This is a genomic window from Streptococcus pseudopneumoniae (genome assembly GCF_001068775.1).
GTDB classification, from domain to species: domain Bacteria; phylum Bacillota; class Bacilli; order Lactobacillales; family Streptococcaceae; genus Streptococcus; species Streptococcus pseudopneumoniae_N.
The window spans coordinates 1-25,588 of sequence record NZ_JWAJ01000129.1; the positions used below are offsets into that span (position 1 = coordinate 1).

Sequence of the window (25,588 nt, forward strand, 5' to 3'; positions counted from 1 at the left end):
CTGTAAAAGCTGATGAAATCAGCGTAGTAGAGCCCACTCAACCACTGCGTCTTGCTCGACAATTCAAATACAATTGAGAGGCTAGGACTTTTGTCCCAACCTCTTTTTATAATTTTTCATTAACAAATCGAACAAAGCGATTCCACCAAATTTTTAAGAAGAAGGCTTTTTCGACATTTTTTTCTGCGACCATCTCAAAACTCGGTTTGTCAGTTGTAATGTATCCTTGACCAACTAGATCCTTGTCTTCATAAGTCAAATGTCCAACGACAGTTCCTGCCTCTAGTGGAGCAGTGTGTTCAGTCGTGTCCGCTGTGTAAGTAATAGTTGATTGTGTACGACTACCAAGACGTTGAACGATTTTGATATCTTCTTTTGCAACAGCCGTAACAGTATCTTCCTTCCCATCTAATACAGGTGATTTACTATCTTCATAACTTTCTCCTTGCTTGACGATTGTCTGTAGAGAAAAGTTTGATGAGATGTAATCTAAAATAGAAGAAGTAGCTGTGAAGCGTGCATATGGATTAGTATCTTGGTTGTCAGCGTTTAAGACAACAGTGATAATACGCATTCCTTTTTCTACAGTCGTACCTACAAAGGATGCTCCAGCTTTATCAGTCGTACCAGTTTTAAGTCCATCAACACCACCACGATAGGCAGGCATTCCTTCCAACATATAGTTTGTTGAATTAATGGTCATTCCTGCGAAAGTAGATGAAGGTTTCTTGGTAATCTCTAAGACCTGAGGATATTTGAGAATCAGATTACGAGCTACGACAGCAACATCATAAGCGCTCAATTTGTTTTCATCATCTTTCTTTGAACCAGGATAGATATTAGTGCCAAGAGTTTCATTATTGAGCCCAGTTGTGTTGACGAGTGTAGCATCTTGAATTCCCCATTCTTGTAGTTTGGCCTTCATCATATCTACAAAGTCCTTCTCAGAACCGGCAATTTTTTCAGCTAAAGCGATAGCAGCACTGTTCGCACTAGATACTAAAGTAGCTTCTAATAACTCTTCAACAGTGTAATTTCTAGCTTCCATGGGAACGTTACTCGCTTCAGAATTGGTAGTGAGCTGGTAGGGATAATCTGAGATTTCTACAGGAGTAGAAAGGGTGATTTTCCCTTGTTCCAAGGCTTCATAGACTAGATAAACAGTGAGGATTTTACTGATAGAAGCTATTTCAACAGGTTGAGTAGCATCTTTTTCATATAAAATCTTTCCACTGTTAGCCTCAACAGCAATAGCATGTTTTGCAGCTACATCAAAATCCTGGGCCGAAACAGTTGTAGCCGAACCGAATAAAAATAATGTGATTAAGGTTAAAAATAATTTCTTCATAGTAACTTTATTCTATCACAAAGACAAAAGATATTCTTGTTTTTGTGATGAAAGTTATCAATCTTTTTCGAAATATGGTAAAATAGGGAAAAGAGGAGGTGGCCTATGTTTCGGAGAAACAAACTATTCTTCTGGACAACTGAAATTCTACTAATAACCTTAATTTTCTATCTATGGAAAGAAATGGGTGCTATTATTACACCCTTTGTCAGTGTTGCAAATACAATCATGATTCCTTTTTTACTGGGAGGATTTTTGTATTATCTAACCAACCCAATTGTTATCTTTTTAGAGAAGGAATGCAAAATCAATCGAATCATTGGGATTTTGTTAACCCTTTGTGCCTTAGTTTGTGCACTCGTACTTAGTTTTGTTTATCTGCTGCCGATTTTGATTAATCAGTTAAGTAGCTTAATTTACTCGAGTCAAAACATTTACGGTCGTCTTCAAGATTTAGTCATTGAGTTATCAAAACATCCAGCCCTGCAAAATCTAGATATCCAACAAACTATTCAGCAACTGAACCTCTCTTATGTTGATATTTTGCAAAATATCTTGAACAGTGTGACAAATAGTGTTGGAAGTGTTCTATCTGCACTCGTAAGCACTGTATTGATTATCATCATGACACCAGTTTTCTTGATTTACTTCTTACTTGATGGGCATAAATTTTTACCCATGCTAGAAAGAACTGTATTAAAACGAGATAAATTGAACATATCTGGTTTATTGACAAACCTAAATACAACTATTTCTCGTTACATTAGTGGAGTGTCTATAGATGCAGTTATTATTGGATGTTTAGCTTTTATTGGTTATAGTGTGATTGGTCTAAGATACGCCTTGGTCTTCGCCATTTTTTCTGGATTGGCTAATTTGATTCCGTATGTAGGACCAAGCATTGGCTTGATTCCAATGATCATCTCAAATCTCTTCACCGATCCTCATAAAATGATTATTGCTGTCATTTATATGTTGATTATTCAGCAAGTTGATGGAAATATTTTATATCCACGTATTGTGGGTGGGGTTATGAAGGTTCACCCGATTACTATTTTAGTCTTGCTTTTATTATCAAGTAATATTTATGGTGTGATTGGGATGATTGTTGCTGTTCCAACCTACTCCATTTTAAAAGAGATTGCTAAATTCTTAGCGCGACTGTATGAAAATCATAAGGAAGCACAAGAAGTCAAAAAACATCAATCAGAATAAAGATGTCGGGATAAAAGATTCCGATATCTTTTTTTATCATTGTATCTTTGGCGCTGTAGTTGATTAAACTTTTTATTGGTTTTAAACTCTCAAATCTCTTATGATAAAACTTTAATTTTTCTATACATAATTTTTTATAAACAACTGAATGATTGAAGTCTTTCGAGGTTGGAAATAGGCAATTCAGACTTGGGTTATTGATTTATGGTCTATCGCTTTTTGCTAAAATAAGCCTATTTATAGATATTTTAAATAAATTGGTAGAGGAAGTAGAGCAAGAATAAGAATAATTCACAAAAACTTTGTAAAACACTTGCAATTTAGCTGAAATTTGATAAAATAGTAAGGAAAGTTAGACTGTATTGCCTACTGTCTATCTATAAAATATATTTTATTGGAGGCTTTTACTCAAATGGCAAAAGAAAAATACGATCGTAGTAAACCACACGTTAACATTGGTACTATCGGACACGTTGACCACGGTAAAACTACCCTAACTGCAGCTATCACAACTGTTTTGGCACGTCGCTTGCCTTCAGCAGTTAACCAACCTAAAGACTATGCGTCTATCGATGCTGCTCCAGAAGAACGCGAACGCGGTATCACAATCAACACTGCGCACGTTGAGTACGAAACTGAAAAACGTCACTACGCTCACATCGACGCTCCAGGACACGCGGACTACGTTAAAAACATGATCACTGGTGCCGCTCAAATGGACGGAGCTATCCTTGTAGTAGCTTCAACTGACGGACCAATGCCACAAACTCGTGAGCACATCCTTCTTTCACGTCAGGTTGGAGTTAAACACCTTATCGTCTTCATGAACAAGATCGACTTGGTTGACGACGAAGAATTGCTTGAATTGGTTGAAATGGAAATCCGTGACCTTCTTTCAGAATACGACTTCCCAGGTGACGATCTTCCAGTTATCCAAGGTTCAGCTCTTAAAGCTCTTGAAGGTGACTCTAAATACGAAGATATCATCATGGAATTGATGAACACTGTTGATGAGTACATTCCAGAACCAGAACGTGACACTGACAAACCATTGCTTCTTCCAGTCGAAGACGTATTCTCAATCACTGGACGTGGTACAGTTGCTTCAGGACGTATCGACCGTGGTACTGTTCGTGTCAACGACGAAATCGAAATCGTTGGTATCAAAGAAGAAACTAAAAAAGCAGTTGTTACTGGTGTTGAAATGTTCCGTAAACAACTTGACGAAGGTCTTGCAGGAGATAACGTAGGTGTCCTTCTTCGTGGTGTTCAACGTGATGAAATCGAACGTGGACAAGTTATCGCTAAACCAGGTTCAATCAACCCACACACTAAATTCAAAGGTGAAGTTTACATCCTTACTAAAGAAGAAGGAGGACGTCACACTCCATTCTTCAACAACTACCGCCCACAATTCTACTTCCGTACTACTGACGTTACAGGTTCAATCGAACTTCCAGCAGGTACTGAAATGGTAATGCCAGGTGATAACGTGACAATCGACGTTGAGTTGATCCACCCAATCGCCGTAGAACAAGGTACTACATTCTCTATCCGTGAGGGTGGACGTACTGTTGGTTCAGGTATGGTTACAGAAATCGAAGCTTAATTCGATTTAGTTCCCAGAAGAACAATTATTTAAGTCAGACACTAAAAGAATCTTGCTTTGCAAGGTTCTTTTTTTTCGATCAAAAGTGAGAGAGTTCCTTTTTTACAATTTCATAAAATCATGGTAAAATGGTTAAATATTAAATTTGGAGAGAAATATGAAGTACAAGCGTATCGTATTTAAAGTGGGGACTTCATCTTTGACTCATAAAGATGGAAGTTTATCTCGCAGTAAAGTAAAAGCAATTACACAGCAGCTTGCAATGCTACATGAAGCTGGTCATGAGCTGATTTTAGTATCTTCGGGGGCTATTGCGGCAGGTTTTGGAGCCTTGGGATTTAAGAAACGACCGACAAAGATTGCGGATAAGCAGGCTTCAGCGGCGGTTGGTCAAGGATTGCTTCTGGAAGAATATACAACAAATTTGCTCTTAAGACAGATTGTTTCAGCGCAAATCTTGCTAACTCAGGATGATTTTGTCGATAAGCGACGTTATAAAAATGCCCATCAAGCTTTATCAGTCCTTCTTAATCGTGGTGCAATTCCTATTATCAATGAAAATGACAGTGTCGTTATTGATGAGCTCAAGGTCGGGGATAATGATACGCTCAGTGCTCAGGTAGCTGCAATGGTGCAGGCAGATCTTTTGGTTCTCTTAACAGATGTAGACGGTCTTTATACTGGTAATCCTAACTCGGATCCAAGAGCTAAACGCTTGGAGCGAATCGAGACCATCAATCGTGAAATTATCGATATGGCTGGCGAAGCAGGTTCATCTAATGGAACTGGAGGTATGCTGACTAAGATAAAGGCAGCGACCATTGCGACAGAGTCAGGAGTACCTGTTTATATTTGTTCATCCTTGAAAGCTGATGCTATGATAGAGGCAGCAGAGAAGACCAAGGATGGTTCCTACTTTGCTGCGCAAGAGAAGGGACTTCGTACCCAAAAACAATGGCTGGCCTTTTATGCTCAGAGTCAAGGTTCTATTTGGGTTGATAAAGGGGCTGCAGAAGCTCTCTCTCAACATGGAAAGAGTCTTCTCTTATCTGGTATCGTTGAAGCAGAAGGCGCCTTTTCTTACGGTGATATCGTGACAGTATTTGACAAGGAAAGTGGAAAATCACTTGGAAAAGGGCGTGTGCAATTTGGTGCATCTGCTTTGGAGGATATGTTGCGTTCTCAAAAAGCCAAGGGTGTCTTGATTCACCGTGATGACTGGATTTCCATTACTCCTGAAATCCAACTACTCTTTACAGAATTTTAGAGGTAAACTATGGTAAGTACACAAGAACAATTTGAACTGGTACAAGCTGTTAAAAAATCAATTAACACAGCTAGTGAAGAGGTGAAAAACCAAGCCTTGCTAGCTATGGCTGAAAGTTTATTAGCAGCTACTGAAGAGATTTTATCAGCTAATGCTCGAGATATGGAAGCAGCTAAGGGGAAAATATCAGATGTTATGCTCGATCGTCTTTATTTGGATGCAAGTCGTATCCAAGCGATGGCAACAGGCATTCTTGATGTGGTTGCTTTACCAGATCCAATCGGTGAAGTTTTAGAAACCAATCATCTTGAAAATGGTTTGGTTATCACCAAAAAACGTGTGGCCATGGGTGTTATCGGTATTATCTATGAAAGCCGTCCAAATGTGACGTCTGACGCAGCTGCTTTGGCTCTTAAGAGTGGAAATGCTGTGGTCCTACGTAGTGGTAAGGATGCCTACCAAACTGCCCATGCTATTGTCACAGCCTTGAAAAAAGGCTTGGAGACAACCACTATTCATCCAGATGTCATTCAATTAGTAGAAGATACTAGCCGTGAAAGTAGTTATGCCATGATGAAGGCCAAGGGCTATCTAGATCTTCTTATTCCTCGTGGAGGGGCTGGCTTGATCGATGCTGTCGTTGAGAATGCTATTGTGCCAGTTATCGAGACAGGGACTGGGATTGTCCATGTCTATGTGGATAAGGATGCAGACGAAGACAAGGCTCTGTCTATCATCAACAATGCTAAAACTAGTCGTCCCTCTGTTTGCAATGCCATGGAGGTTCTACTTGTTCATGAAGACAAGGTAGCAAGCTTCCTTCCTCGCTTGGAGCAAGTTCTGGTTGCCGATCGAAAAGAAGCTGGGTTGGAACCAATTCAATTCCGCTTGGATAGCAAAGCAAGCCAGTTTGTTTCAGGTCAAGCAGCTGAAGCCCAAGACTTTGACACCGAGTTTTTAGACTATATCCTAGCGGTTAAGGTCGTGAGTAGTTTAGAAGAAGCGGTTGAGCATATTGAAGCCCACAGTACCCATCATTCGGACGCCATTGTGACAGAAAATGCTGAGGCTGCAACTTACTTTACAGATCAAGTAGACTCTGCAGCGGTTTATGTCAATGCCTCAACTCGTTTCACAGATGGAGGCCAATTTGGTCTTGGTTGTGAAATGGGGATTTCTACTCAGAAACTACATGCGCGTGGTCCAATGGGCTTGAAGGAATTGACCAGCTACAAATATGTAGTTACTGGTGATGGACAGATAAGGGAGTAAGAGATGAAGATTGGATTTATCGGCTTGGGGAATATGGGTTCCAGCTTAGCTAAAGCTGTCTTGCAAGCAAAAACTGGTCATCAGATTTTCCTTGCCAATCGTAGTCAAGCCAAGGTGGATGCTTTTATTACCAACTTCGGTGGTCTGGCTTCTAGCAATGACGAAATCTTTGCAGAAGCAGATGTGATTTTTCTTGGAGTGAAGCCAGCTCAATTCTCTGAACTACTTACTCAATATCAGACCATCCTTGAGAAACGAGAAAGTCTTCTTTTGATTTCTATGGCCGCTGGTTTGACCTTGGAAAAACTCGCTAGTCTTCTTCCAAGTCAGCACCGGATTATTCGCATCATGCCTAATACACCTGTTGCTATTGGTCGAGGAGTGATTAGCTATGCCTTGTCTGCAAATTGTAATCCAGAAGACAATGAACTTTTTTGTCAACTTTTATCCAAGGCTGGCCAGTTAGTTGAAATAAGTGATGGTTTAATAGATGCTGCGACAGGGCTTGCAGGTTGTGGGCCTGCCTTTGTCTATCTTTTTATCGAAGCATTGGCGGATGCAGGAGTTCAGACAGGATTGCCAAGAGAAATGGCTCTGAAAATGGCGGCTCAAACAGTAGTTGGTGCAGGTCAAATGGTACTAGAAAGTCAGCAACATCCTGGAGTCTTGAAAGATCAAGTTTGTAGCCCAGGTGGTTCGACCATTGCTGGTGTAGCAAGTCTAGAAGAACATGCTTTTAGAGGAACCGTTATGGACGCTGTCAACCAAGCCTACAAAAGAACTCAAGAATTAGGCAAATAAGAGGTGAGAGTTAAAACTCAACCTCTTTTTTATTACAAAGAGCGAAATGAAAAAAGCTTTTCACAAATCCCTATTTTTTTGATAGAATAGAAGAGAGAAAAATAGAAATGAGTCAGACATGTCAAAAGGATTTTTAGTCTCTCTTGAGGGACCAGAGGGAGCGGGGAAAACAAGCGTTCTTGAAGCCATAATCCCTATATTAGAGGATAAGGGAATAGAAGTTTTAAGCACTCGTGAACCAGGCGGGGTTTTGATTGGAGAGAAGATTCGTGAAGTGATTCTAGATCCTAGTCATACTGAAATGGATCCTAAGACGGAGCTTCTCCTCTATATTGCCAGTCGTCGACAACACTTGGTGGAAAAGGTCTTACCAGCACTTGCAGCTGGAAAACTGGTTATTATGGACCGCTTTATTGACAGTTCAGTTGCCTATCAGGGATTTGGCCGTGGTTTAGATATAGAAGCGATTGATTGGCTTAATGAGTTTGCGACTGATGGACTGAAACCTGATTTGACTCTTTATTTTGATATTGAGGTCGAAGAGGGACTGGCACGTATTGCTGCCAACAGTGATCGGGAGATCAATCGTTTGGACATGGAAGGTCTGGATCTACATCGAAAAGTCCGTCAGGGTTATCTATCTCTTTTGGAAAAGGAAGCAGACCGCATTGTAAAAATTGATGCTAGCCTACCACTTGATCAAGTGATTGCGAACACGCAGCAGCTACTTTTTGACAGGATGGGATTAAGGAGATGAAACAAGAGCAATTAAGAGCTTGTCAACCTTTACAATTTGAACGATTTGTTCATATCTTAGAGCAAGGGCAGCTCAATCACGCCTATCTCTTTTCAGGTAATTTTGGAAGTTTAGAGATGGCCCTTTTCTTGTCTAAAAGTCTCTTTTGTAGTGAGAAAACTGGTATTTTTCCTTGTGAAAAATGTCGGAATTGTAAATTGATCGAGCAGGAAGAGCTTCCTGATGTGACTATAATTAAACCTTTGAATCAAGTCATTAAGACGGAGCGTATCCGAGAATTAGTTGGACAATTTGCCCAGTCTGGTATTGAAAACCAACGGCAGGTCTTTATTATCGAACAAGCAGAAAAAATGCATGTGAACGCTGCAAATTCTCTTTTAAAGGTTATTGAAGAACCACAGAGCGAAATCTACATATTCTTTTTGACTGATGATGAGGAACAGATGTTACCAACGATTCGAAGTCGGACACAGATTTTCCAATTTAAGAAGCATGTCTCTAGTTTAATGTCACAGCTTGAAGAGGCTGGTTTAGTAAAAAATAAAGCCAAGCTATTAGCTCAGTTTAGTCAATCGCAGGTAGAGGCTGATAAGCTTGTCCATCAAGCAGGATTTTGGACACTAGTAGATGAAAGTGAACGCCTCTTTTCTTGGCTTTTAGCCTCAAAAAAGGAATCTTACTTGCAAGTTGCAAAATTAACGAGTTTGGCTGATGAAAAAGAAAAGCAAGATCAAGTGCTCAGGATTTTAGAGGTATTAGCTGGCCAGGAGGTTCTCAATGTTTCTGCGCGGAACATCTTGAAAAATCTCGTCCAAACTCGGAAAATGTGGCGGGCCAATGTTAGCTTTCAAAACGCTTTGGAATACCTGGTTTTACAAAAAAATTAAAGTGAAGATAGATTATAGAAAGGGCTGTAATGAATAAAAAAGAATTATTTGATGCTTTAGATGACTTTTCACAGCAATTGTTGGTAACCTTGGCAGACGTCGAAGCTATCAAGAAAAATCTCAAGAGTTTGGTAGAGGAAAATACAGCTCTTCGATTAGAAAATGATAAACTGAGAGAACGTTTGGGAGAGGTTGAGGAGACTGCTCCAGCAAAAACGAAACATGTAAGGGAAAATGTCCGTCGCATTTATGAGGACGGTTTTCATGTTTGCCGTGACTTTTATGGTCAACGTCGAGAGCAAGATGCAGAATGTATGTTCTGTGATGAGTTGTTATTTAGGGAGTAAGTATGCAGATTCAAAAGAGTTTTAAGGGACAATCTCCCTATGGCAAGCTTTATCTAGTAGCAACGCCAATCGGTAATCTAGATGATATGACTTTTCGCGCTATTCAGACCTTGAAGGAGGTTGACTGGATTGCGGCAGAAGATACTCGTAATACTGGACTTTTGCTCAAGCATTTTGAAATTTCAACCAAACAAATCAGTTTTCACGAGCATAATGCCAAGGAAAAAATTCCTGATTTGATTGAGTTGTTGAAGCAAGGTCAAAATCTTGCCCAAGTATCTGATGCAGGGATGCCTAGTATTTCTGACCCGGGGCATGATTTGGTCAAGGCTGCCATTGAAGAAGATATCGCAGTTGTCACGGTTCCAGGAGCTAGTGCAGGAATTTCTGCCTTGATTGCCAGCGGCTTGGCACCACAACCCCACATCTTTTATGGTTTTCTACCACGAAAGTCAGGCCAACAAAAGCAATTTTTCGAAGCGAAAAAAGCTTATCCAGAGACCCAGATTTTCTATGAATCACCTCACCGTGTGGCGGATACGCTAGAAAATATGCTAGAAGTCTACGGTGATCGCTCGGTGGTTTTGGTCAGAGAATTGACTAAAATCTTTGAAGAATATCAGCGTGGAACTATTACTGAATTATTAGAAAGTATTTCTGAAACACCTCTTAAAGGCGAATGCCTTATCATTGTAGAAGGTGCTAGTCAGGATGTAGAGGATAAGGATGAAGAGGATTTATTTTCTGAAATTCAAGAGCGTATCCAGCAAGGTATTAAGAAAAATCAGGCTATTAAAGAAGTAGCGAAAATGTACCAGTGGAATAAAAGCCAGCTTTACGCAGCCTACCACGAATGGGAAGATAATCAATCCAATGACTAGACAGGGAAGTTTGCCTTCTTCCCTTTTTTTGTTATACTAGAAGAAGAAAAAAATAGAAAGATTTGTGGGTGTCAAACAATCTAGTGACTTGTTCTGTAATGAACTTAAGTTTCACCCAAAGAGGTATTAGTGTCGTGTCTCAATCTTATATCAATGTTATCGGTGCTGGATTGGCAGGTTCAGAGGCAGCCTACCAAATTGCAGAGCGTGGTATTCCAGTTAAACTTTATGAAATGCGTGGTGTCAAGTCAACACCGCAACACAAAACTGACAATTTTGCAGAATTAGTGTGTTCTAATTCCTTGCGTGGAGATGCTCTTACAAATGCTGTAGGCCTCCTCAAAGAAGAAATGCGTCGCCTAGGTTCTCTTATCTTGGAATCGGCAGAAGCAACACGTGTTCCTGCTGGTGGTGCTCTCGCGGTTGACCGTGATGGTTTTTCTCAAATGGTCACTGAAAAAATTGCCAATCATCCCTTGATTGAGGTCGTTCGTGACGAAATTACAGAATTGCCGACAGATGCTATTACAGTTGTTGCGACTGGACCTTTGACTAGCGATGCACTTGCTGAGAAAATTCATGCTCTTAATGGAGGTGATGGTTTTTATTTCTACGATGCTGCAGCGCCTATTGTGGATGTTAATACGATTGATATGAACAAGGTTTATCTCAAATCTCGTTATGACAAGGGAGAAGCGGCCTACCTCAATGCTCCTATGACCAAGCAAGAATTTATGGATTTCCATGAAGCCTTGGTAAATGCGGAAGAAGCGCCGCTCAATTCTTTTGAAAAAGAAAAATACTTTGAAGGCTGTATGCCAATCGAGGTCATGGCTAAACGGGGTATCAAAACCATGCTCTATGGCCCAATGAAACCAGTTGGTCTAGAGTATCCAGATGACTATAAAGGACCACGTGATGGTGACTTTAAAACACCTTACGCAGTAGTCCAATTACGTCAGGACAATGCTGCTGGAAGCCTTTATAATATCGTTGGATTCCAAACCCACCTCAAATGGGGAGAACAAAAACGTGTTTTCCAAATGATTCCAGGTCTTGAAAATGCGGAGTTTGTTCGCTATGGTGTTATGCACCGCAATTCTTATATGGATTCACCAAATCTTCTTGAGCAAACTTATCGTTCTAAGAAGCAACCAAATCTTTTCTTTGCTGGTCAGATGACGGGTGTGGAAGGCTATGTTGAGTCAGCGGCATCAGGATTAGTAGCTGGTATTAACGCAGCTCGTCTTTTCAAGGGCGAAAGCGAGGCTATTTTCCCAGAGACAACGGCAATTGGCAGTCTAGCTCATTACATCACACATGCTGACAGCAAACATTTCCAACCAATGAACGTCAATTTCGGAATTATCAAGGAATTGGAAGGCGACCGCATTCGTGATAAGAAGGCTCGTTATGAAAAAATTGCAGAGCGTGCCTTGGCTGATTTGGAAAACTTTTTATCCGTTTAAAATTTTCAAAAGAATAACTCATGAGACTATAAAATTCTCAAAAAATGTGATAAAATAGTTTGAATAAAATAAAGGAGCGAAGTCAGGTGGAACCCAAATATAAACGTATTTTGATTAAGTTATCAGGTGAGGCCCTTGCTGGCGAGCGTGGTGTCGGAATTGATATCAAAACTGTTCAAGCAATGGCTCAAGAAATTCAAGAAGTACATAACTTAGGAATTGAGATTGCTCTCGTAATCGGAGGAGGAAATCTCTGGCGTGGAGAACCTGCTGCAGAAGCTGGAATGGATCGTGTACAAGCAGACTATACAGGAATGCTTGGAACCGTTATGAATGCTCTTGTGATGGCAGATTCATTGCAACAAGTTGGTGTGGATACACGTGTTCAAACAGCCATTGCCATGCAACAAGTAGCAGAACCTTACGTTCGTGGTCGTGCCCTTCGTCATCTTGAAAAAGGACGCATTGTTATCTTTGGTGCGGGAATTGGTTCACCATACTTCTCAACAGATACAACAGCAGCCCTTCGTGCAGCTGAAATTGAAGCGGACGCTATCTTGATGGCTAAGAATGGGGTTGATGGTGTCTACAATGCTGATCCTAAAAAAGATAAGACAGCCGTTAAATTTGAAGAATTGACTCACCGTGATGTCATTAACAAAGGGCTTCGTATCATGGACTCAACAGCTTCTACACTTTCAATGGATAATGATATTGACTTGGTAGTTTTCAACATGAACCAACCAGGAAATATTAAACGTGTTGTATTTGGTGAAAATATCGGAACTACAGTTTCAAATAATATCGAAGAAAAGGAATAAGAAATCATTATGGCAAACGCAATCGTAGAAAAAGCAAAAGAGAGAATGACCCAATCTCACCACTCACTTGCTCGTGAGTTTGGAAGTATTCGTGCTGGCCGTGCTAATGCTAGCTTGCTTGACCGCATCCACGTTGAGTACTATGGTGTTGAAACACCACTTAACCAAATTGCTTCTATCACAATCCCAGAAGCGCGTGTTTTGTTGGTAACACCATTTGACAAATCATCTTTGAAAGATATCGAACGTGCTTTGAATGCTTCAGACCTAGGTATCACACCAGCTAACGATGGTTCTGTTATTCGCTTGGTAATCCCAGCTCTCACAGAAGAAACTCGTCGTGATCTTGCTAAAGAAGTGAAAAAAGTTGGTGAGAATGCTAAAGTTGCTATCCGTAATATCCGTCGTGACGCTATGGACGAGGCTAAGAAACAAGAAAAAGCTAAAGAAATCACTGAAGACGAATTGAAGACTCTTGAAAAAGATATTCAAAAAGCAACAGACGATGCTGTAAAACACATCGACGAAATGACTGCCAATAAAGAAAAAGAAATCTTGGAAGTCTAAGAAATAAACAGAAAAACTCAGTTGGCATTGCTGGCTGAGTTTTATTCGAAAGAAGGAAATATGAATACAAATCTTGCAAGTTTTATCGTTGGACTCATCATCGATGAAAATGACCGTTTTTACTTTGTTCAAAAGGATGGTCAAACATATGCTCTAGCTAAAGAAGAAGGTCACCATACAGTTGGTGATACGGTCAAAGGTTTTGCTTATACAGACATGAAGCAAAAACTACGTTTGACAACTATAGAGGTCACTGCAACTCAGGACCAATTTGGTTGGGGAACGGTAACAGAGGTTCGTAAGGACCTTGGGGTTTTTGTTGATACAGGATTACCAGACAAGGAAATCGTTGTGTCACTAGATATTCTCTCTGAACTTAAAGAACTCTGGCCAAAGAAAGGCGATCGCCTATACATTCGTCTTGAAGTAGACAAGAAAGACCGTATCTGGGGAATCTTAGCTTATCAGGAAGACTTCCAACGATTGGCTCGTCCTGCCTACAATAACATGCAGAATCAAAATTGGCCAGCCATTGTTTACCGTCTTAAGCTATCAGGAACCTTTGTCTATTTACCGGAAAATAATATGCTGGGCTTCATCCATCCAAGTGAGCGTTATGCAGAACCTCGTTTGGGGCAAGTGTTAGATGTACGTGTTATTGGCTTCCGTGAGGTGGACCGCACACTTAATCTTTCACTTAAACCTCGCTCTTTTGAGATGTTGGAAAACGATGCACAGATGATCTTGACTTACTTGGAAAGTAATGGTGGATTTATGACCTTAAATGATAAATCTTCACCAGATGACATTAAAGCAACTTTTGGTATCTCGAAAGGTCAGTTTAAAAAAGCACTCGGTGGTTTAATGAAAGCTGGAAAAATTAAACAAGACCAGTTTGGTACTGAATTAATTTAGGGAGGCTTATGAGAAAATCATTTTATACTTGGCTGATGACCGAGCGAAACCCTAAAAGCAATAGTCCCAAAGCAATTTTAGCGGATCTTGCCTTTGAGGAATCCGCCTTTCCGAAACATACAGATGATTTCGATCAAGTGAGTCGTTTTTTAGAGGAACATGCTAGCTTCTCTTTTAACCTAGGAGATTTTGATTCTATCTGGCAGGAATATTTAGAACATTAAGGCTACCAGATGGGGTTGGGGATAGTAATTTCTCAGCCTCTTTGCTATAATATAGTCATTCAGTTATCTTTTATGAGGATTTTACTTATTTTGGCAAGTATCGTTTACCATTACGAATTGTCAGAGTGATAGGATTTTTGAAAGTTATTTCATACTTAAAAGAAAACAAAAATAATAAAACGAAATAAGAGAATTAGAGAGGTTCTTTGTTTGAAGGAACATTCAATAGATATTCAACTGAGTCATCCAGATGACCTATTTCATCTTTTTGGTTCCAATGAGCGCCATCTTCGTTTGATGGAAGAAGAGCTTGATGTGGTGATCCATGCCCGTACGGAGATTGTCCAGATTTTGGGAGAAGAAGTTGCCTGTGAAGAAGCCCGTCAAGTTATCCAAGCCTTAATGGTCTTGGTTAATCGTGGAATGACTGTTGGAACTCCGGATGTGGTGACAGCCATTACCATGGTTAAGAATAATGAAATCGATAAATTTGTTGCCCTCTATGAAGAAGAGATTATTAAGGATAATACAGGCAAGCCTATCCGTGTTAAAACTTTGGGTCAAAAGCTTTATGTGGATAGTGTCAAGCAACACGATGTGACCTTTGGAATTGGGCCGGCAGGAACAGGTAAGACCTTCTTAGCAGTGACTTTGGCCGTAACAGCTCTCAAGCGTGGGCAAGTCAAGCGTATCATTTTGACACGTCCTGCGGTAGAAGCAGGGGAGAGCTTGGGATTTCTTCCAGGTGATCTCAAGGAAAAGGTCGATCCTTATTTACGACCAGTTTATGACGCCTTGTACCAGATTCTTGGGAAGGATCAAACAACCCGTCTCATGGAACGTGAAATTATTGAAATTGCTCCTCTAGCCTATATGCGTGGGCGTACCTTGGATGATGCCTTTGTCATTCTCGATGAGGCGCAAAATACGACCATCATGCAGATGAAGATGTTCTTGACCCGTCTTGGATTTAATTCTAAGATGATTGTCAATGGGGATATTAGCCAGATTGACCTACCGCGTAATGTAAAGTCAGGTTTGATTGATGCTCAAGAAAAACTTAAGAACATTCACCAAATTGACTTTGTTCATTTCTCAGCCAAGGATGTGGTTCGCCACCCAGTTGTCGCTCAAATTATCAGAGCCTATGAACCTCGACCTGTCAAAGCTGAAGAAAATCAAGAAGAAACAGAATAAGGAAAAAGGACCTAGGCAAAAACTAGCTTCTAAATAAAACCACACAGTGATTTCAGTCTTGAATACAATCAAGCTGAAAGAAACACTGTGTGGTTTTTGAATAGGTGAACGTTTTAGATGCTAGATTCTTTGCCAATTTGGTGAGATTCATGCTCATGAAGATGAATGCTATCTCTGTTGCGACAGCTTGTTTACCTCTGATATGCACTCTGTGCACGCCGAAAACTACCAAAAACGGGTTCTACATCAATTTTCCGTTTGGCATAAATTTGAGAGCCTTCTTCACTATGTAATGTTTGCGTAAGGAGTTCCTTAAAGTAATTCCAAGTTGGATTATAATGGATTTGTTTCTGATTTCCACTATCTGTTTTAACCAACTGTTCTAACTCTGGAGTGTCTTGAACTTTATCCGCCTCATAAATCTTGAAATCACGTTGAAGCCCATACTTGTCAGTTCGACTAGAGCAGTTCTTAAAGGAATAAAATAGGCCATCGGGCTTTATAAACTGGTCCGTGACCTCAAGATATTCCCAGTTCATTGGATTATCTGTGCTCGTTTAGTACTTTTTAGTCAATTTTGATTAGGTTGTTGGCATGTTTACTGGAGCGGAAATTATTAATCGTTTTATAGCTAACATTGGTATCGTGGCTCAACCATTTCATGGGAATGATTTCTTCGTTCAATTGAACGATTTTACGTCCAAAGAACACTTGACGACCATAAGCGAATATGGTCATCTTCATGAGCATGGTTGGACGAAAGGCAGGGCGACCAGTGTGAGAGGTCTATTTCAGTAATACTTGACTAGAGATATTGTCAACAAATAGGCTAATCATTCTCGCTTCGTGAGTTGATGGAATATCGTAGGAATGATTTACTTCCAAACTTAAATGATTTTAGTGGTTCAACTTCATTCCTACTATTCTTGATGGTGTGAATGTGCTTATAATGTATTCCAGTTAAACACGAAAGCTTTGGACTTTATGAAATTAACATACGTTAATAAAAAAATTAACCCGTATTAATTTTTCTTGACTTAAATTTTTTTAATTGATATACTATTTTCAGAGAGTTAACAATTATATATAAATGCACTACTCTATTTCCTAGATAATACTTAGTAAAACTTTTTATAACAAAGGCTAGCAAAGTTAAAGTTTTCTATCTATTGGAAGTTAAATAAATATGTAAGGAATTAAAATGAAAAAAAGTACAGTATTGTCATTAACCACAGCTGCAGTTATTTTAGCAGCATATGTCCCTAATGAGGTAGTTTTAGCAGATACACCTAGTTCTGAAGATTCTTTAAAAATATCTGATAAAGAAACAGTAGTAGGTAAACAAAAAGAAAACAAAGAAAAACTTGAAGATATTCATAATGCTATAGAAACTTCAAAGGATACTGAAGAGAAGAAAACAACGGTTATTGAGGAAAAAGAAGTTGTTAGTAAAGAATCTGTGATAGATAACAAAACTAGCAATGAAGAAAAAATCAAAGAAGATTCCAATCAATCCCAAGAAGATTCCAATCAATCCCAAGAAGATAAAGCGGACTCGTCTGCAAGTAAAGACCCAGAAAGTCCCAAAAAAGAGGATAAACTTGTCTATATTGCTGAATTTAAAGATAAAGAATCTGGAGAAAAAGCAATCAAGGAATTATCCAATCTTAAGGATACAAAAGTTTTATATACTTATGATACGGTTTTTAATGGTGTTGCAATAGAAACAACTCCAGATAATCTGGACAAAATTAAACTAATAGAGGGTATCTCATCGGTTGAACGATCACAAAAAGTCCAGCCAATGATGAATCATGCTAGAAAGGAAATTGGAGTTGAAGAGGCAATTGATTACCTAAAGTCTATCAATGCTCCATTTGGTAAAAATTTTGATGGTAGAGGTATGGTCATTTCAAATATCGATACGGGGACAGATTATAGGCATAAGGCCATGAGGATTGATGATGACGCTAAAGACTCAATGAAATTTAAAAAAGAAGACTTAAAAGGTACTGATAAAAATTTCTGGTTGAGTGATAAAATCCCTCATGCGTTCAATTATTATAATGGTGGTAAAATCACTGTAGAAAAAGCTGATGATGGAAGCGATTATTTTGATCCACATGGGATGCATATTGCAGGGATTCTTGCAGGAAATGATACTGAAAAAGATATTAAAAACTTTAATGGAATAGATGGAATTGCTCCTAATGCACAGATCTTCTCTTATAAAATGTACTCTGACGCAGGATCTGGGTTCGCAGGTGATGAAACAATGTTTCATGCTATTGAAGATTCGATCAAACACAATGTCGATGTTGTTTCGGTATCATCTGGCTTTACAGGAACAGGTCTTGTAGGTGAGAAATATTGGGAAGCTATTAGAGCGTTAAGAAAAGCAGGCATTCCAATGGTTGTAGCTACGGGTAACTATGCGACTTCTGCTTCAAGTTCTTCATGGGATTTAGTGGCAAATAATAATCTGAAAATGACCGACACTGGAAATGTAACGCGAACTGCAGCACATGAAGATGCGATAGCGGTCGCTTCTGCTAAAAATCAGACAGTTGAGTTTGATAAAGTCAACATAGGTGGAGAAAATTTTAAATACAGAAATATAGGGGCCTTTTTCGATAAGAATAAAATCACAACAAATGAAGACGGTTCAAAAGCTCCTAGTAAATTAAACTTTGTATATATAGGCAAAGGTCAAGATCAAGATTTGATAGGATTGGATCTTAAGGGCAAAATTGCAGTAATGGATCGAATTTATACCAAGGATTTAAAAGATGCTTTTAAAAGAGCAACGGATAAGGGCGCACGCGCCATTATGGTTGTAAATACTGTCAATTACTACAATAGAGATAATTGGACAGAGCTTCCAGCCATGGGATATGAAGCGGATGAAGGGACTAAAAGTCAAGTATTTTCAATTTCAGGAGATGATGGTGTAAAGCTATGGAACATGATTAATCCTGATAAAAAAACTGAAGTTAAAAGGAATAATAAAGAAGATTTCAAAGATAAATTGGAGCAATACTATCCAATTGATATGGCCAGCTATAATTCTAATAAACCGAATGTAGGTGACGAAAAAGAGATTGACTTTAAGTTTGCACCTGACACAGACAAAGAATTGTATAAAGAAGATGTCATAGTTCCAGCAGGATCCACATCTTGGGGACCGAGAACAGATTTACTTTTAAAGCCTGATGTCTCAGCACCAGGTAAAAATATTAAATCCACTCTCAATGTCATTAATGGGAAATCAACTTATGGTTATATGTCAGGGACTAGTATGGCAACTCCAATCGTGGCAGCTTCTACTGTTTTGATTAGACCAAAGTTAAAGGAAATGCTTGAAAGACCTGCCTTGAAAAATCTTAAGGGAGATGACAAAATAGACCTTACAAGTCTTACAAAAATAGCCCTACAAAATACTGCACGGCCTATGATGGATGCAACGTCTTGGAAAGAAAAAAGTCAATACTTTGCATCACCTAGACAACAGGGAGCAGGCTTAATTAATGTTGCTAATGCTTTGAGAAATGAAGTTGTAGCTACTTTTAAAAACACGGATTCTAAAGGTTTGGTAAACTCTTATGGTTCTATTTCTCTTAAAGAAATAAAAGGAGATAAAAAATACTTTACAATTAAGCTTCACAATACATCAAACAGACCTTTAACCTTTAAAGTTTCAGCATCAGCAGTAACTACAGATGCTCTAACTGATAGACTAAAACTGGATGAAACATACAAAGATGAAAAATCTCCAGATGGGAAGCAAATTGTTCCAGAAATCCACCCAGAAAAAGTCAAAGGAGCAAATATCACATTTGAGCATGACACTTTCACTATAGGCCCAAATTCTAGCTTTGATTTAAATGCGGTTATAAATGTTGGGGAGGCTAAAAACAAAAATAAATTTGTAGAATCATTTATTCATTTTGAGTCTTTGGAAGAAATGGAAGCTCTAAACTCTAACGGGAAGAAAATAAACTTCCAACCTTCTTTATCGATGCCTCTAATGGGATTTGCTGGGAATTGGAACCACGAACCAATCCTTGATAAATGGGCCTGGGAAGAAGGTTCAAAATCAAAAACAATGGAAGGTTATGATGATGATGGTAAACCAAAAATTCCAGGAACCTTAAATAAGGGAATTGGTGGAGAACATGGTATAGATAAATTTAATCCAGCAGGAGTTATACAAAATAGAAAAGATAAAAATACAACATCCCTAGATCAAAATCCAGAATTATTTGCTTTCAATAACGAAGGGATCAACGCACCATCATCAAGTGGTTCTAATATTGCTAAAATTTATCCTTTAGATTCAAATGGAAATCCTCAAGATGCTCAACTTGAGAGAGGATTAACACCTTCTCCACTTGTATTAAGAAGTGCAGAAGAAGGATTAATTTCAATAGTAAATACAAATAAAGAGGGAGAAAATCAAAGAGATTTAAAAGTCATTTCGAGAGAACACTTTATTAAAGGAATTTTAAACTCTAAGAGAAATGATGCAAAGGGAATCAAATCTTCTAAACTAAAGGTTTGGGGTGACTTGAAGTGGGATGGACTCATTTATAACCCTAGAGGTAGGGAAGAAAATGCACCAGAGAGCAAGGATAACCAAGATCCAGCTACTAGGATAAGAGGTCAATTTGAACCGATTGCAGAAGGTCAATATTTCTATAAATTTAAATATAGATTAACCAAGGATTACCCATGGCAGGTTTCCTATATTCCTGTAAAAATTGATAACACAGCTCCTAAGATTGTTTCAATTGATTTTTCAAATCCTGAAAAAATTAAGTTGATTACAAAGGATACTTATCACAAGGTAAAAGATCAATACAAGAATGAAACCCTATTTGCTAGAGATCAGAAAGAACATCCTGAAAAATTTGACGAGATTGCCAACGAAGTTTGGTATGCAGGAGCCGCTCTGGTTAATGAAGACGGAGAGGTTGAGAAAAATCTTGAAGTAACTTATGCAGGTGAGGGTCAAGGAAGAAATAGAAAACTTGACAAAGACGGAAATACCATTTATGAAATTAGTGGGGCAGGAGATTTAAGAGGAAAGATCATTGAAGTCATTGCACTAGATGGCTCTAGCAATTTCACAAAGATTCATAGAATTAAATTTGCTGATCATGCTGATGAAAAGGGGATGATTTCCTATTATCTAGTAGATCCTGATCAGGATTCATCTAAATATCAAAAGCTTGGCGAGATTGCCGAATCTAAATTTAAAAATTTAGAAAATAGAAAAGAGGATAGTCTTAAAAAAGATACAACTGAGGAAGAAAATCATCAAGACAATGAAGAGTCTATCGAAGAAAAATCTAGCTTTACTATTCATAAAACTATTTCAACAATTAGAGATTTTGAAAGCAAAGACTTGAAGAAACTCATTAAAAAGAAATTTAGAGAAGTTGATGACTTTACAAGTGAAACTGGTAAGAGAACAGAAGAATACGATTATAAATACGATGATAAGGGAAATATCATTGCTTATGACGATGGTAGTGCCTTAGAATATGAAACTGAAAAACTTGATGAAATCAAATCAAAAATTTATGGTGTTCTAAACCCGTCTAAAGATGGACACTTTGAAATTCTTGGAAAGATAAGTAATGTTTCTAAAAATGCCAAGGTATATTATGGTAATAACTATAAATCGATAGAAATCAAAACGACCAAGTATGATTCCCACTCAAAAACGATGACATTTGATTTATACGCTAATATTAATGATATTGTGGATGGATTAGCTTTTGCAGGAGATATGAGATTCTTTGTTAAAGATGATGATCAGATAAAAGCTGAAACGAAGATTAGAATGCCTGAAAAAAATAAGGAAACTAAAACAGAATATCCCTATGCATCAAGTTATGGGAATGTAATAGAATTAGGAGAAGGTGATCTTTCAAAGAACAAACCAAACAATTTAACTGAAATGGAATCTGGTAAAATCTATTCTGATTCAGAAAAACAACAATATCTATTAAAGGATAATATCATTCTGAGAAAAGGATATGCACTAAAAGTGACTACCTATAATCCTGGAAAAACGGATATGTTAGAAGGAAATGGAGTCTATAGCAAGGAAGATATAGCAAAAATACAAAAGGCCAATCCTAATCTAAGAGTCCTATCAGAAAAAATAATTTATGCTGATAGTAGAAATGTTGAAGATGGAAGAAGTACTCAATCAGTATTAATGTCGGCTTTGGACGGCTTTAACATTGTAAGGTATCAAGTCTTTACCTTTAAAATGAATGATAAAGGGGAGGCAATCGATAAAGATGGAAATCTTGTAACAGATACTTCTAAACTTGTATTATTTGGTAAGGATGGTAAAGAGTACACAGGAGAAGATAAGTCCAATGTAGAAGCTATAAAAGAAGATGGCTCTACGTTATTTATTGATGCAAAACCAGTAAACCTTTCAATGGACAAGAACTACTTTAATCCATCTAAATCTAATAAAATTTATGTACGAAATCCAGAATTTTATTTAAAAGGTAAGATTTCTGATAAGGGTGGTTTTAACTGGGAGTTGAGAGTTAATGAATCGGTTGTAGATAATTATTTAATCTACGGAGATTTACACATTGATAACACTAGAGATTTTAACATTAAGCTTAATGTTAAAGACGGTGACATCATGGACTGGGGAATGAAAGACTATAAAGCAAACGGATTCCCAGATAAGGTAACAGATATGGATGGAAATGTTTATCTTCAAACTGGCTATAGCGATTTGAATGCGAAAGCGGTTGGAGTACACTATCAATTTTTATATGATAATGTTAAACCAGAAGTAAACATTGATCCTAAGGGAAATACTAGTATTGAATATGCTGACGGAAAATCTGTAGTCTTTAATATCAATGATAAAAGAAATAATGGATTTGATGGTGAGATTCAAGAAAAACATATTTATGTAAATGGAAAAGAATACAAATCATTTGATGATATTAAACAACTAACAGATAAGACACTAAATATTAAGATTGTTGCAAAAGATTTTGCAAGAAATACGACCGTAAAAGAATTCATTTTAAACAAAGATACGGGAGAGGTAAGCGAATTAAAACCTCATACGGTGACTGTGACCATTCAAAATGGAAAAGAAATGAGTTCAACGATAGTGTCGGAAGAAGATTTTATTTTACCTGTCTATAAGGGGGAATTAGAAAAAGGCTATCAATTTGATGGCTGGGAAATTTCTGGTATCGAAGGTAAAAAAGACACTGGCTATGTTCTTAATTTATCAAAAGATACCCTTATAAAACCTGTATTCAAGAAAATAGAGGAGAAAAAGGAGGAGGAAAATAAACCTACTTTTGATGTATCGAAAAAGAAAGATAAGGTGCAAGCAAATCATAGTCAATTAGATGAAAATTACAAAAAGGAGGATTTACAAAGAGAAAATCATTCACACAAATCTGATTCAACTAAAGATGTCAAAACTACAGTTCCTGTACAAGTAAATTATAGTCAATTAGATGAAAGTCAAAGATCTGATTCAACTAAGGATGTTAAAGCTCCAGTTCCTGATAAAAATGATAAAAACTTTGAAAATAAGAAGGAAGTTTATCTTAATGAACCAGAGAACATAGCTAATAAACATACCAATATCGATAGTAAATCGGATACTAACAATTCTGATAGATTACCAAAAACCGGAACAGTTAGAGAAGGTTTTACACCATTCATTGCTGGAATAATGTTTATCGTAGGTGCATTTCTTGGATTGAAGAAAAAAGACCAAGATTAAGACAAAAGCTATAGATGAAAAATTGGTTTATGTACTGAGATGGTGTGATGATGAAACAGTTTTGTGAAAATAGCCATTTATAACTCAATTATTTAGTTTACTTTACTATTGGTACTCTTTTTGGATTTAGTAATGGACTTAGTTTAGAAAACTAATGAATTGATTGAAAGGGTTAGTATTGACAAATATTGATCACATTGATTAGAAACTAGAGTCTATCAAAATTTAAATTATAAACCATGACATGAGAAAACGAGCATCTCCAAGAACGGAAATGCTCGTTTTTGAGATTTAGAAGCTAGTTTTTACGTAGCATTCTATTTTTGTAGTTTTAATATGTAAATCATTTTAGACCAGTTCACTGATTGAAGTGAAGTCACGTTCCAAGCCTTCTGCAACAGGCTGGCTGGTGAGGTATCCTTGATAGGTTGTCACACCTTCAAGCAAGCCTGCGTCTTCTAGGATAGCTTTCTTAAATCCTTTTCCTGCCAAGGCTTCGATATATGGAAGAGTCACATTAGTAAGGGCAATCGTAGATGTGCGAGCAACTGCTCCAGGAATGTTAGCAACGGCATAGTGAAGAACACCGTGTTTTTCATAGACTGGTTCATCGTGAGTTGTCACACGGTCAGCTGTCGCTATAACACCACCTTGGTCAACAGCAACGTCTACGATGACAGAACCAGGACGCATTTGTTGTACCATTTCATCTGTCACCAATTTTGGAGCTTTGGCACCAGGAATCAAGACAGCACCGATAACAACGTCTGCTTCACGTACACTTGCTTCGATATTAAATGGGTTAGACATGAGGGTTTGGATTTGGTGACCAAAGACATCTTCTAGGACAGAGAGGCGTTTAGCACTGATATCAAGAATGGTTACTTGAGCTCCCAAACCTAGCGCAATGCGGGCTGCATGTGTACCAACAACACCACCACCGATGATGGTTACTTTTCCTTTTGGAACACCAGGGACACCACCGAGTAGAACTCCTGAACCACCAGCTTGTTTCGTCAAGAAATGAGCACCGATTTGGACTGCCATACGACCAGCTACCTCACTCATTGGAACAAGAAGTGGGAGTTGTCCTTGAGTATCACGGACTGTCTCATAAGCAACACCAGTTGTTTTAGCTGCAAGCATAGCATCAGCCAATTCTGGAGCCGCTGCCATATGTAAGTAGGTGAAAAGTAGTAAATCCTCACGCAAGAACTGGTACTCACTAGCAAGGGGTTCTTTTACTTTAACAACTAATTCTGCAGCCCAGGCTTCAGCAGCAGTTGCGACAATTTCTGCTCCTTGCTTTTCATAGTCAGCATCAGTAAATCCTGAACCAAGTCCAGCATTTGTTTCGATGAGGACTCGGTGACCACGACCAACAAGACTCTGTACACCAGCAGGTGTCAAAGCAACACGATTTTCATTATTTTTAATTTCCTTTGGAATTCCAATTAACATAGGATAACTCACTTTCTATTAAGCTGTTTCAATTTATGTATCACATCATTCGTCAGAGTTTTTGTGATGACTTTATTGTATATGAAACCGTTTTAAATTGCAAGAAAAACTTGTAAACCTATTTCTTTTATGTTATTCTTTTAGCAACCTATTTTGGGAGGGGCAATCATGGAATCACTATTTATCAAACTAGCGAAGCATCCAATAATCGAAACAGAACGATTAGTACTTAGACCAGTAACACTTGATGATGCAGAAGCAATGTTTGAATATGCTTCAAACCAGGAAAATACACGCTATACTTTTCCAACCAATCAAAGTTTAGAGGAAACCAAGAATAATATTGCCCAATTTTATCTAGCTAATCCCTTGGGCCGATGGGGTATTGAACTAAAAAATAGTGGAGAGTTTATCGGAACTATTGACCTGCACAAGGTTGATACTGTTCTTAAAAAGGCAGCCATTGGTTACATTATCCATCAAAAATATTGGAATCAAGGTTTGACAACTGAAGCCAATCGTGCCGTCATTGAACTGGCCTTTGAAGAAATCGGAATGAATAAGTTGACAGCCCTTCACGATAAGGATAATCCTGCGTCAGGAAAGGTCATGGAGAAATCAGGCATGCGCTTTTCTCACGAAGAACCCTATGCCAGAATGGATAATAAAGAACCGGGACGAATTGTAACACGTGTACATTATGTTTTGACCAAGGAAGACTATTTTGCAAATAAGTAAGCAGTTGAAAAGATTTTTCA

19 protein-coding genes and 1 pseudogene are annotated in these 25,588 nt (G+C 38.2%); 17 read left to right on the forward strand and 3 right to left on the reverse strand.

From position 1 onward, the window contains the following. Window positions 1–106: 106 nt before the first annotated feature. Entirely contained in the window at window positions 107–1,348 is a 1,242-nt protein-coding gene (gene pbp3, locus ADF68_RS07700) for a D-alanyl-D-alanine carboxypeptidase PBP3 (protein ID WP_049549307.1), read from the reverse strand. 105 nt (window positions 1,349–1,453) lie between these two features. Here pbp3 and ADF68_RS07705 point away from each other — a divergent pair, with 105 nt between their 5' ends. From ADF68_RS07705 to ADF68_RS07775, 15 genes are all read left to right on the forward strand, one after another. After that, window positions 1,454–2,563 (forward strand): AI-2E family transporter, encoded by a 1,110-nt coding sequence (locus ADF68_RS07705; RefSeq protein ID WP_049549308.1) that lies wholly within the window; start codon window positions 1,454–1,456, stop codon window positions 2,561–2,563. Between the two features lie 412 nt (window positions 2,564–2,975). Then, a complete protein-coding gene (tuf, locus tag ADF68_RS07710) occupies window positions 2,976–4,172 on the forward strand; it encodes an elongation factor Tu (protein ID WP_001040718.1) in 1,197 nt (398 codons plus the stop codon). Window positions 4,173–4,329: 157 nt separating this feature from the next. Continuing rightward, window positions 4,330–5,439, forward strand: coding sequence for a glutamate 5-kinase (gene proB / locus ADF68_RS07715; protein ID WP_049549309.1), 1,110 nt, complete (start codon window positions 4,330–4,332; stop codon window positions 5,437–5,439). Between the two features lie 9 nt (window positions 5,440–5,448). Beyond that, on the forward strand, window positions 5,449–6,711 hold the full coding sequence (locus tag ADF68_RS07720) for a glutamate-5-semialdehyde dehydrogenase (RefSeq protein WP_049549310.1): 1,263 nt from the start codon (window positions 5,449–5,451) through the stop codon (window positions 6,709–6,711). Window positions 6,712–6,714: 3 nt separating this feature from the next. Continuing rightward, window positions 6,715–7,512 (forward strand): pyrroline-5-carboxylate reductase, encoded by a 798-nt coding sequence (proC, locus tag ADF68_RS07725; protein ID WP_049549311.1) that lies wholly within the window; start codon window positions 6,715–6,717, stop codon window positions 7,510–7,512. 118 nt (window positions 7,513–7,630) lie between these two features. After that, on the forward strand, window positions 7,631–8,269 hold the full coding sequence (tmk, locus tag ADF68_RS07730; RefSeq protein ID WP_049549312.1) for a dTMP kinase: 639 nt from the start codon (window positions 7,631–7,633) through the stop codon (window positions 8,267–8,269). Continuing rightward, window positions 8,266–9,156 (forward strand): DNA polymerase III subunit delta', encoded by an 891-nt coding sequence (locus tag ADF68_RS07735; RefSeq protein WP_049549313.1) that lies wholly within the window; start codon window positions 8,266–8,268, stop codon window positions 9,154–9,156. The genes tmk and ADF68_RS07735 overlap by 4 nt, the downstream gene beginning before the upstream one ends. A 29-nt stretch (window positions 9,157–9,185) precedes the next feature. Then, window positions 9,186–9,503 (forward strand): DNA replication initiation control protein YabA, encoded by a 318-nt coding sequence (yabA, locus tag ADF68_RS07740; RefSeq protein ID WP_001034369.1) that lies wholly within the window; start codon window positions 9,186–9,188, stop codon window positions 9,501–9,503. 2 nt (window positions 9,504–9,505) lie between these two features. Then, window positions 9,506–10,384, forward strand: a complete 879-nt coding sequence (gene rsmI / locus ADF68_RS07745; RefSeq protein WP_049549314.1) for a 16S rRNA (cytidine(1402)-2'-O)-methyltransferase — start codon at window positions 9,506–9,508, stop codon at window positions 10,382–10,384. A gap of 134 nt (window positions 10,385–10,518) precedes the next feature. Further along, window positions 10,519–11,853, forward strand: coding sequence for a methylenetetrahydrofolate--tRNA-(uracil(54)-C(5))-methyltransferase (FADH(2)-oxidizing) TrmFO (trmFO, locus tag ADF68_RS07750; protein ID WP_049549315.1), 1,335 nt, complete (start codon window positions 10,519–10,521; stop codon window positions 11,851–11,853). 86 nt (window positions 11,854–11,939) lie between these two features. Continuing rightward, the gene (gene pyrH, locus ADF68_RS07755; protein WP_000433488.1) at window positions 11,940–12,674 is read left to right on the forward strand and encodes a UMP kinase; all 735 of its coding nucleotides are present in this window, start codon (window positions 11,940–11,942) and stop codon (window positions 12,672–12,674) included. Between the two features lie 9 nt (window positions 12,675–12,683). After that, window positions 12,684–13,241 carry a ribosome recycling factor gene (gene frr / locus ADF68_RS07760; RefSeq protein ID WP_001262232.1) on the forward strand — a complete coding sequence of 186 codons (558 nt, stop codon included), beginning with the start codon at window positions 12,684–12,686 and terminating at the stop codon, window positions 13,239–13,241. Window positions 13,242–13,301: 60 nt separating this feature from the next. Beyond that, on the forward strand, window positions 13,302–14,156 hold the full coding sequence (gene cvfB / locus ADF68_RS07765; RefSeq protein ID WP_049549316.1) for an RNA-binding virulence regulatory protein CvfB: 855 nt from the start codon (window positions 13,302–13,304) through the stop codon (window positions 14,154–14,156). A gap of 8 nt (window positions 14,157–14,164) precedes the next feature. Further along, entirely contained in the window at window positions 14,165–14,380 is a 216-nt protein-coding gene (locus ADF68_RS07770; protein ID WP_049549317.1) for a YozE family protein, read from the forward strand. A gap of 210 nt (window positions 14,381–14,590) precedes the next feature. After that, entirely contained in the window at window positions 14,591–15,577 is a 987-nt protein-coding gene (locus ADF68_RS07775; protein WP_049549318.1) for a PhoH family protein, read from the forward strand. Window positions 15,578–15,583: 6 nt separating this feature from the next. On the opposite strand, the pseudogene ADF68_RS10630 reads toward ADF68_RS07775, so the two are convergent. Further along, window positions 15,584–16,462: pseudogene (locus ADF68_RS10630) on the reverse strand (transposase); the annotation flags it as partial. 316 nt (window positions 16,463–16,778) lie between these two features. Here ADF68_RS10630 and ADF68_RS07790 point away from each other — a divergent pair. Then, on the forward strand, window positions 16,779–23,369 hold the full coding sequence (locus ADF68_RS07790) for a S8 family peptidase (protein WP_049549321.1): 6,591 nt from the start codon (window positions 16,779–16,781) through the stop codon (window positions 23,367–23,369). A 348-nt stretch (window positions 23,370–23,717) separates the two neighbouring features. Here the strand turns inward: ADF68_RS07790 and ald are convergent, their stop codons facing one another. Beyond that, on the reverse strand, window positions 23,718–24,830 hold the full coding sequence (gene ald, locus ADF68_RS07795; protein WP_049549322.1) for an alanine dehydrogenase: 1,113 nt from the start codon (window positions 24,828–24,830) through the stop codon (window positions 23,718–23,720). A 168-nt stretch (window positions 24,831–24,998) separates the two neighbouring features. Here ald and ADF68_RS07800 point away from each other — a divergent pair, with 168 nt between their 5' ends. Beyond that, complete coding sequence (locus ADF68_RS07800; RefSeq protein WP_049549323.1) at window positions 24,999–25,568, forward strand: GNAT family N-acetyltransferase; 570 nt, start codon at window positions 24,999–25,001, stop codon at window positions 25,566–25,568. Window positions 25,569–25,588 lie beyond the last annotated feature (20 nt).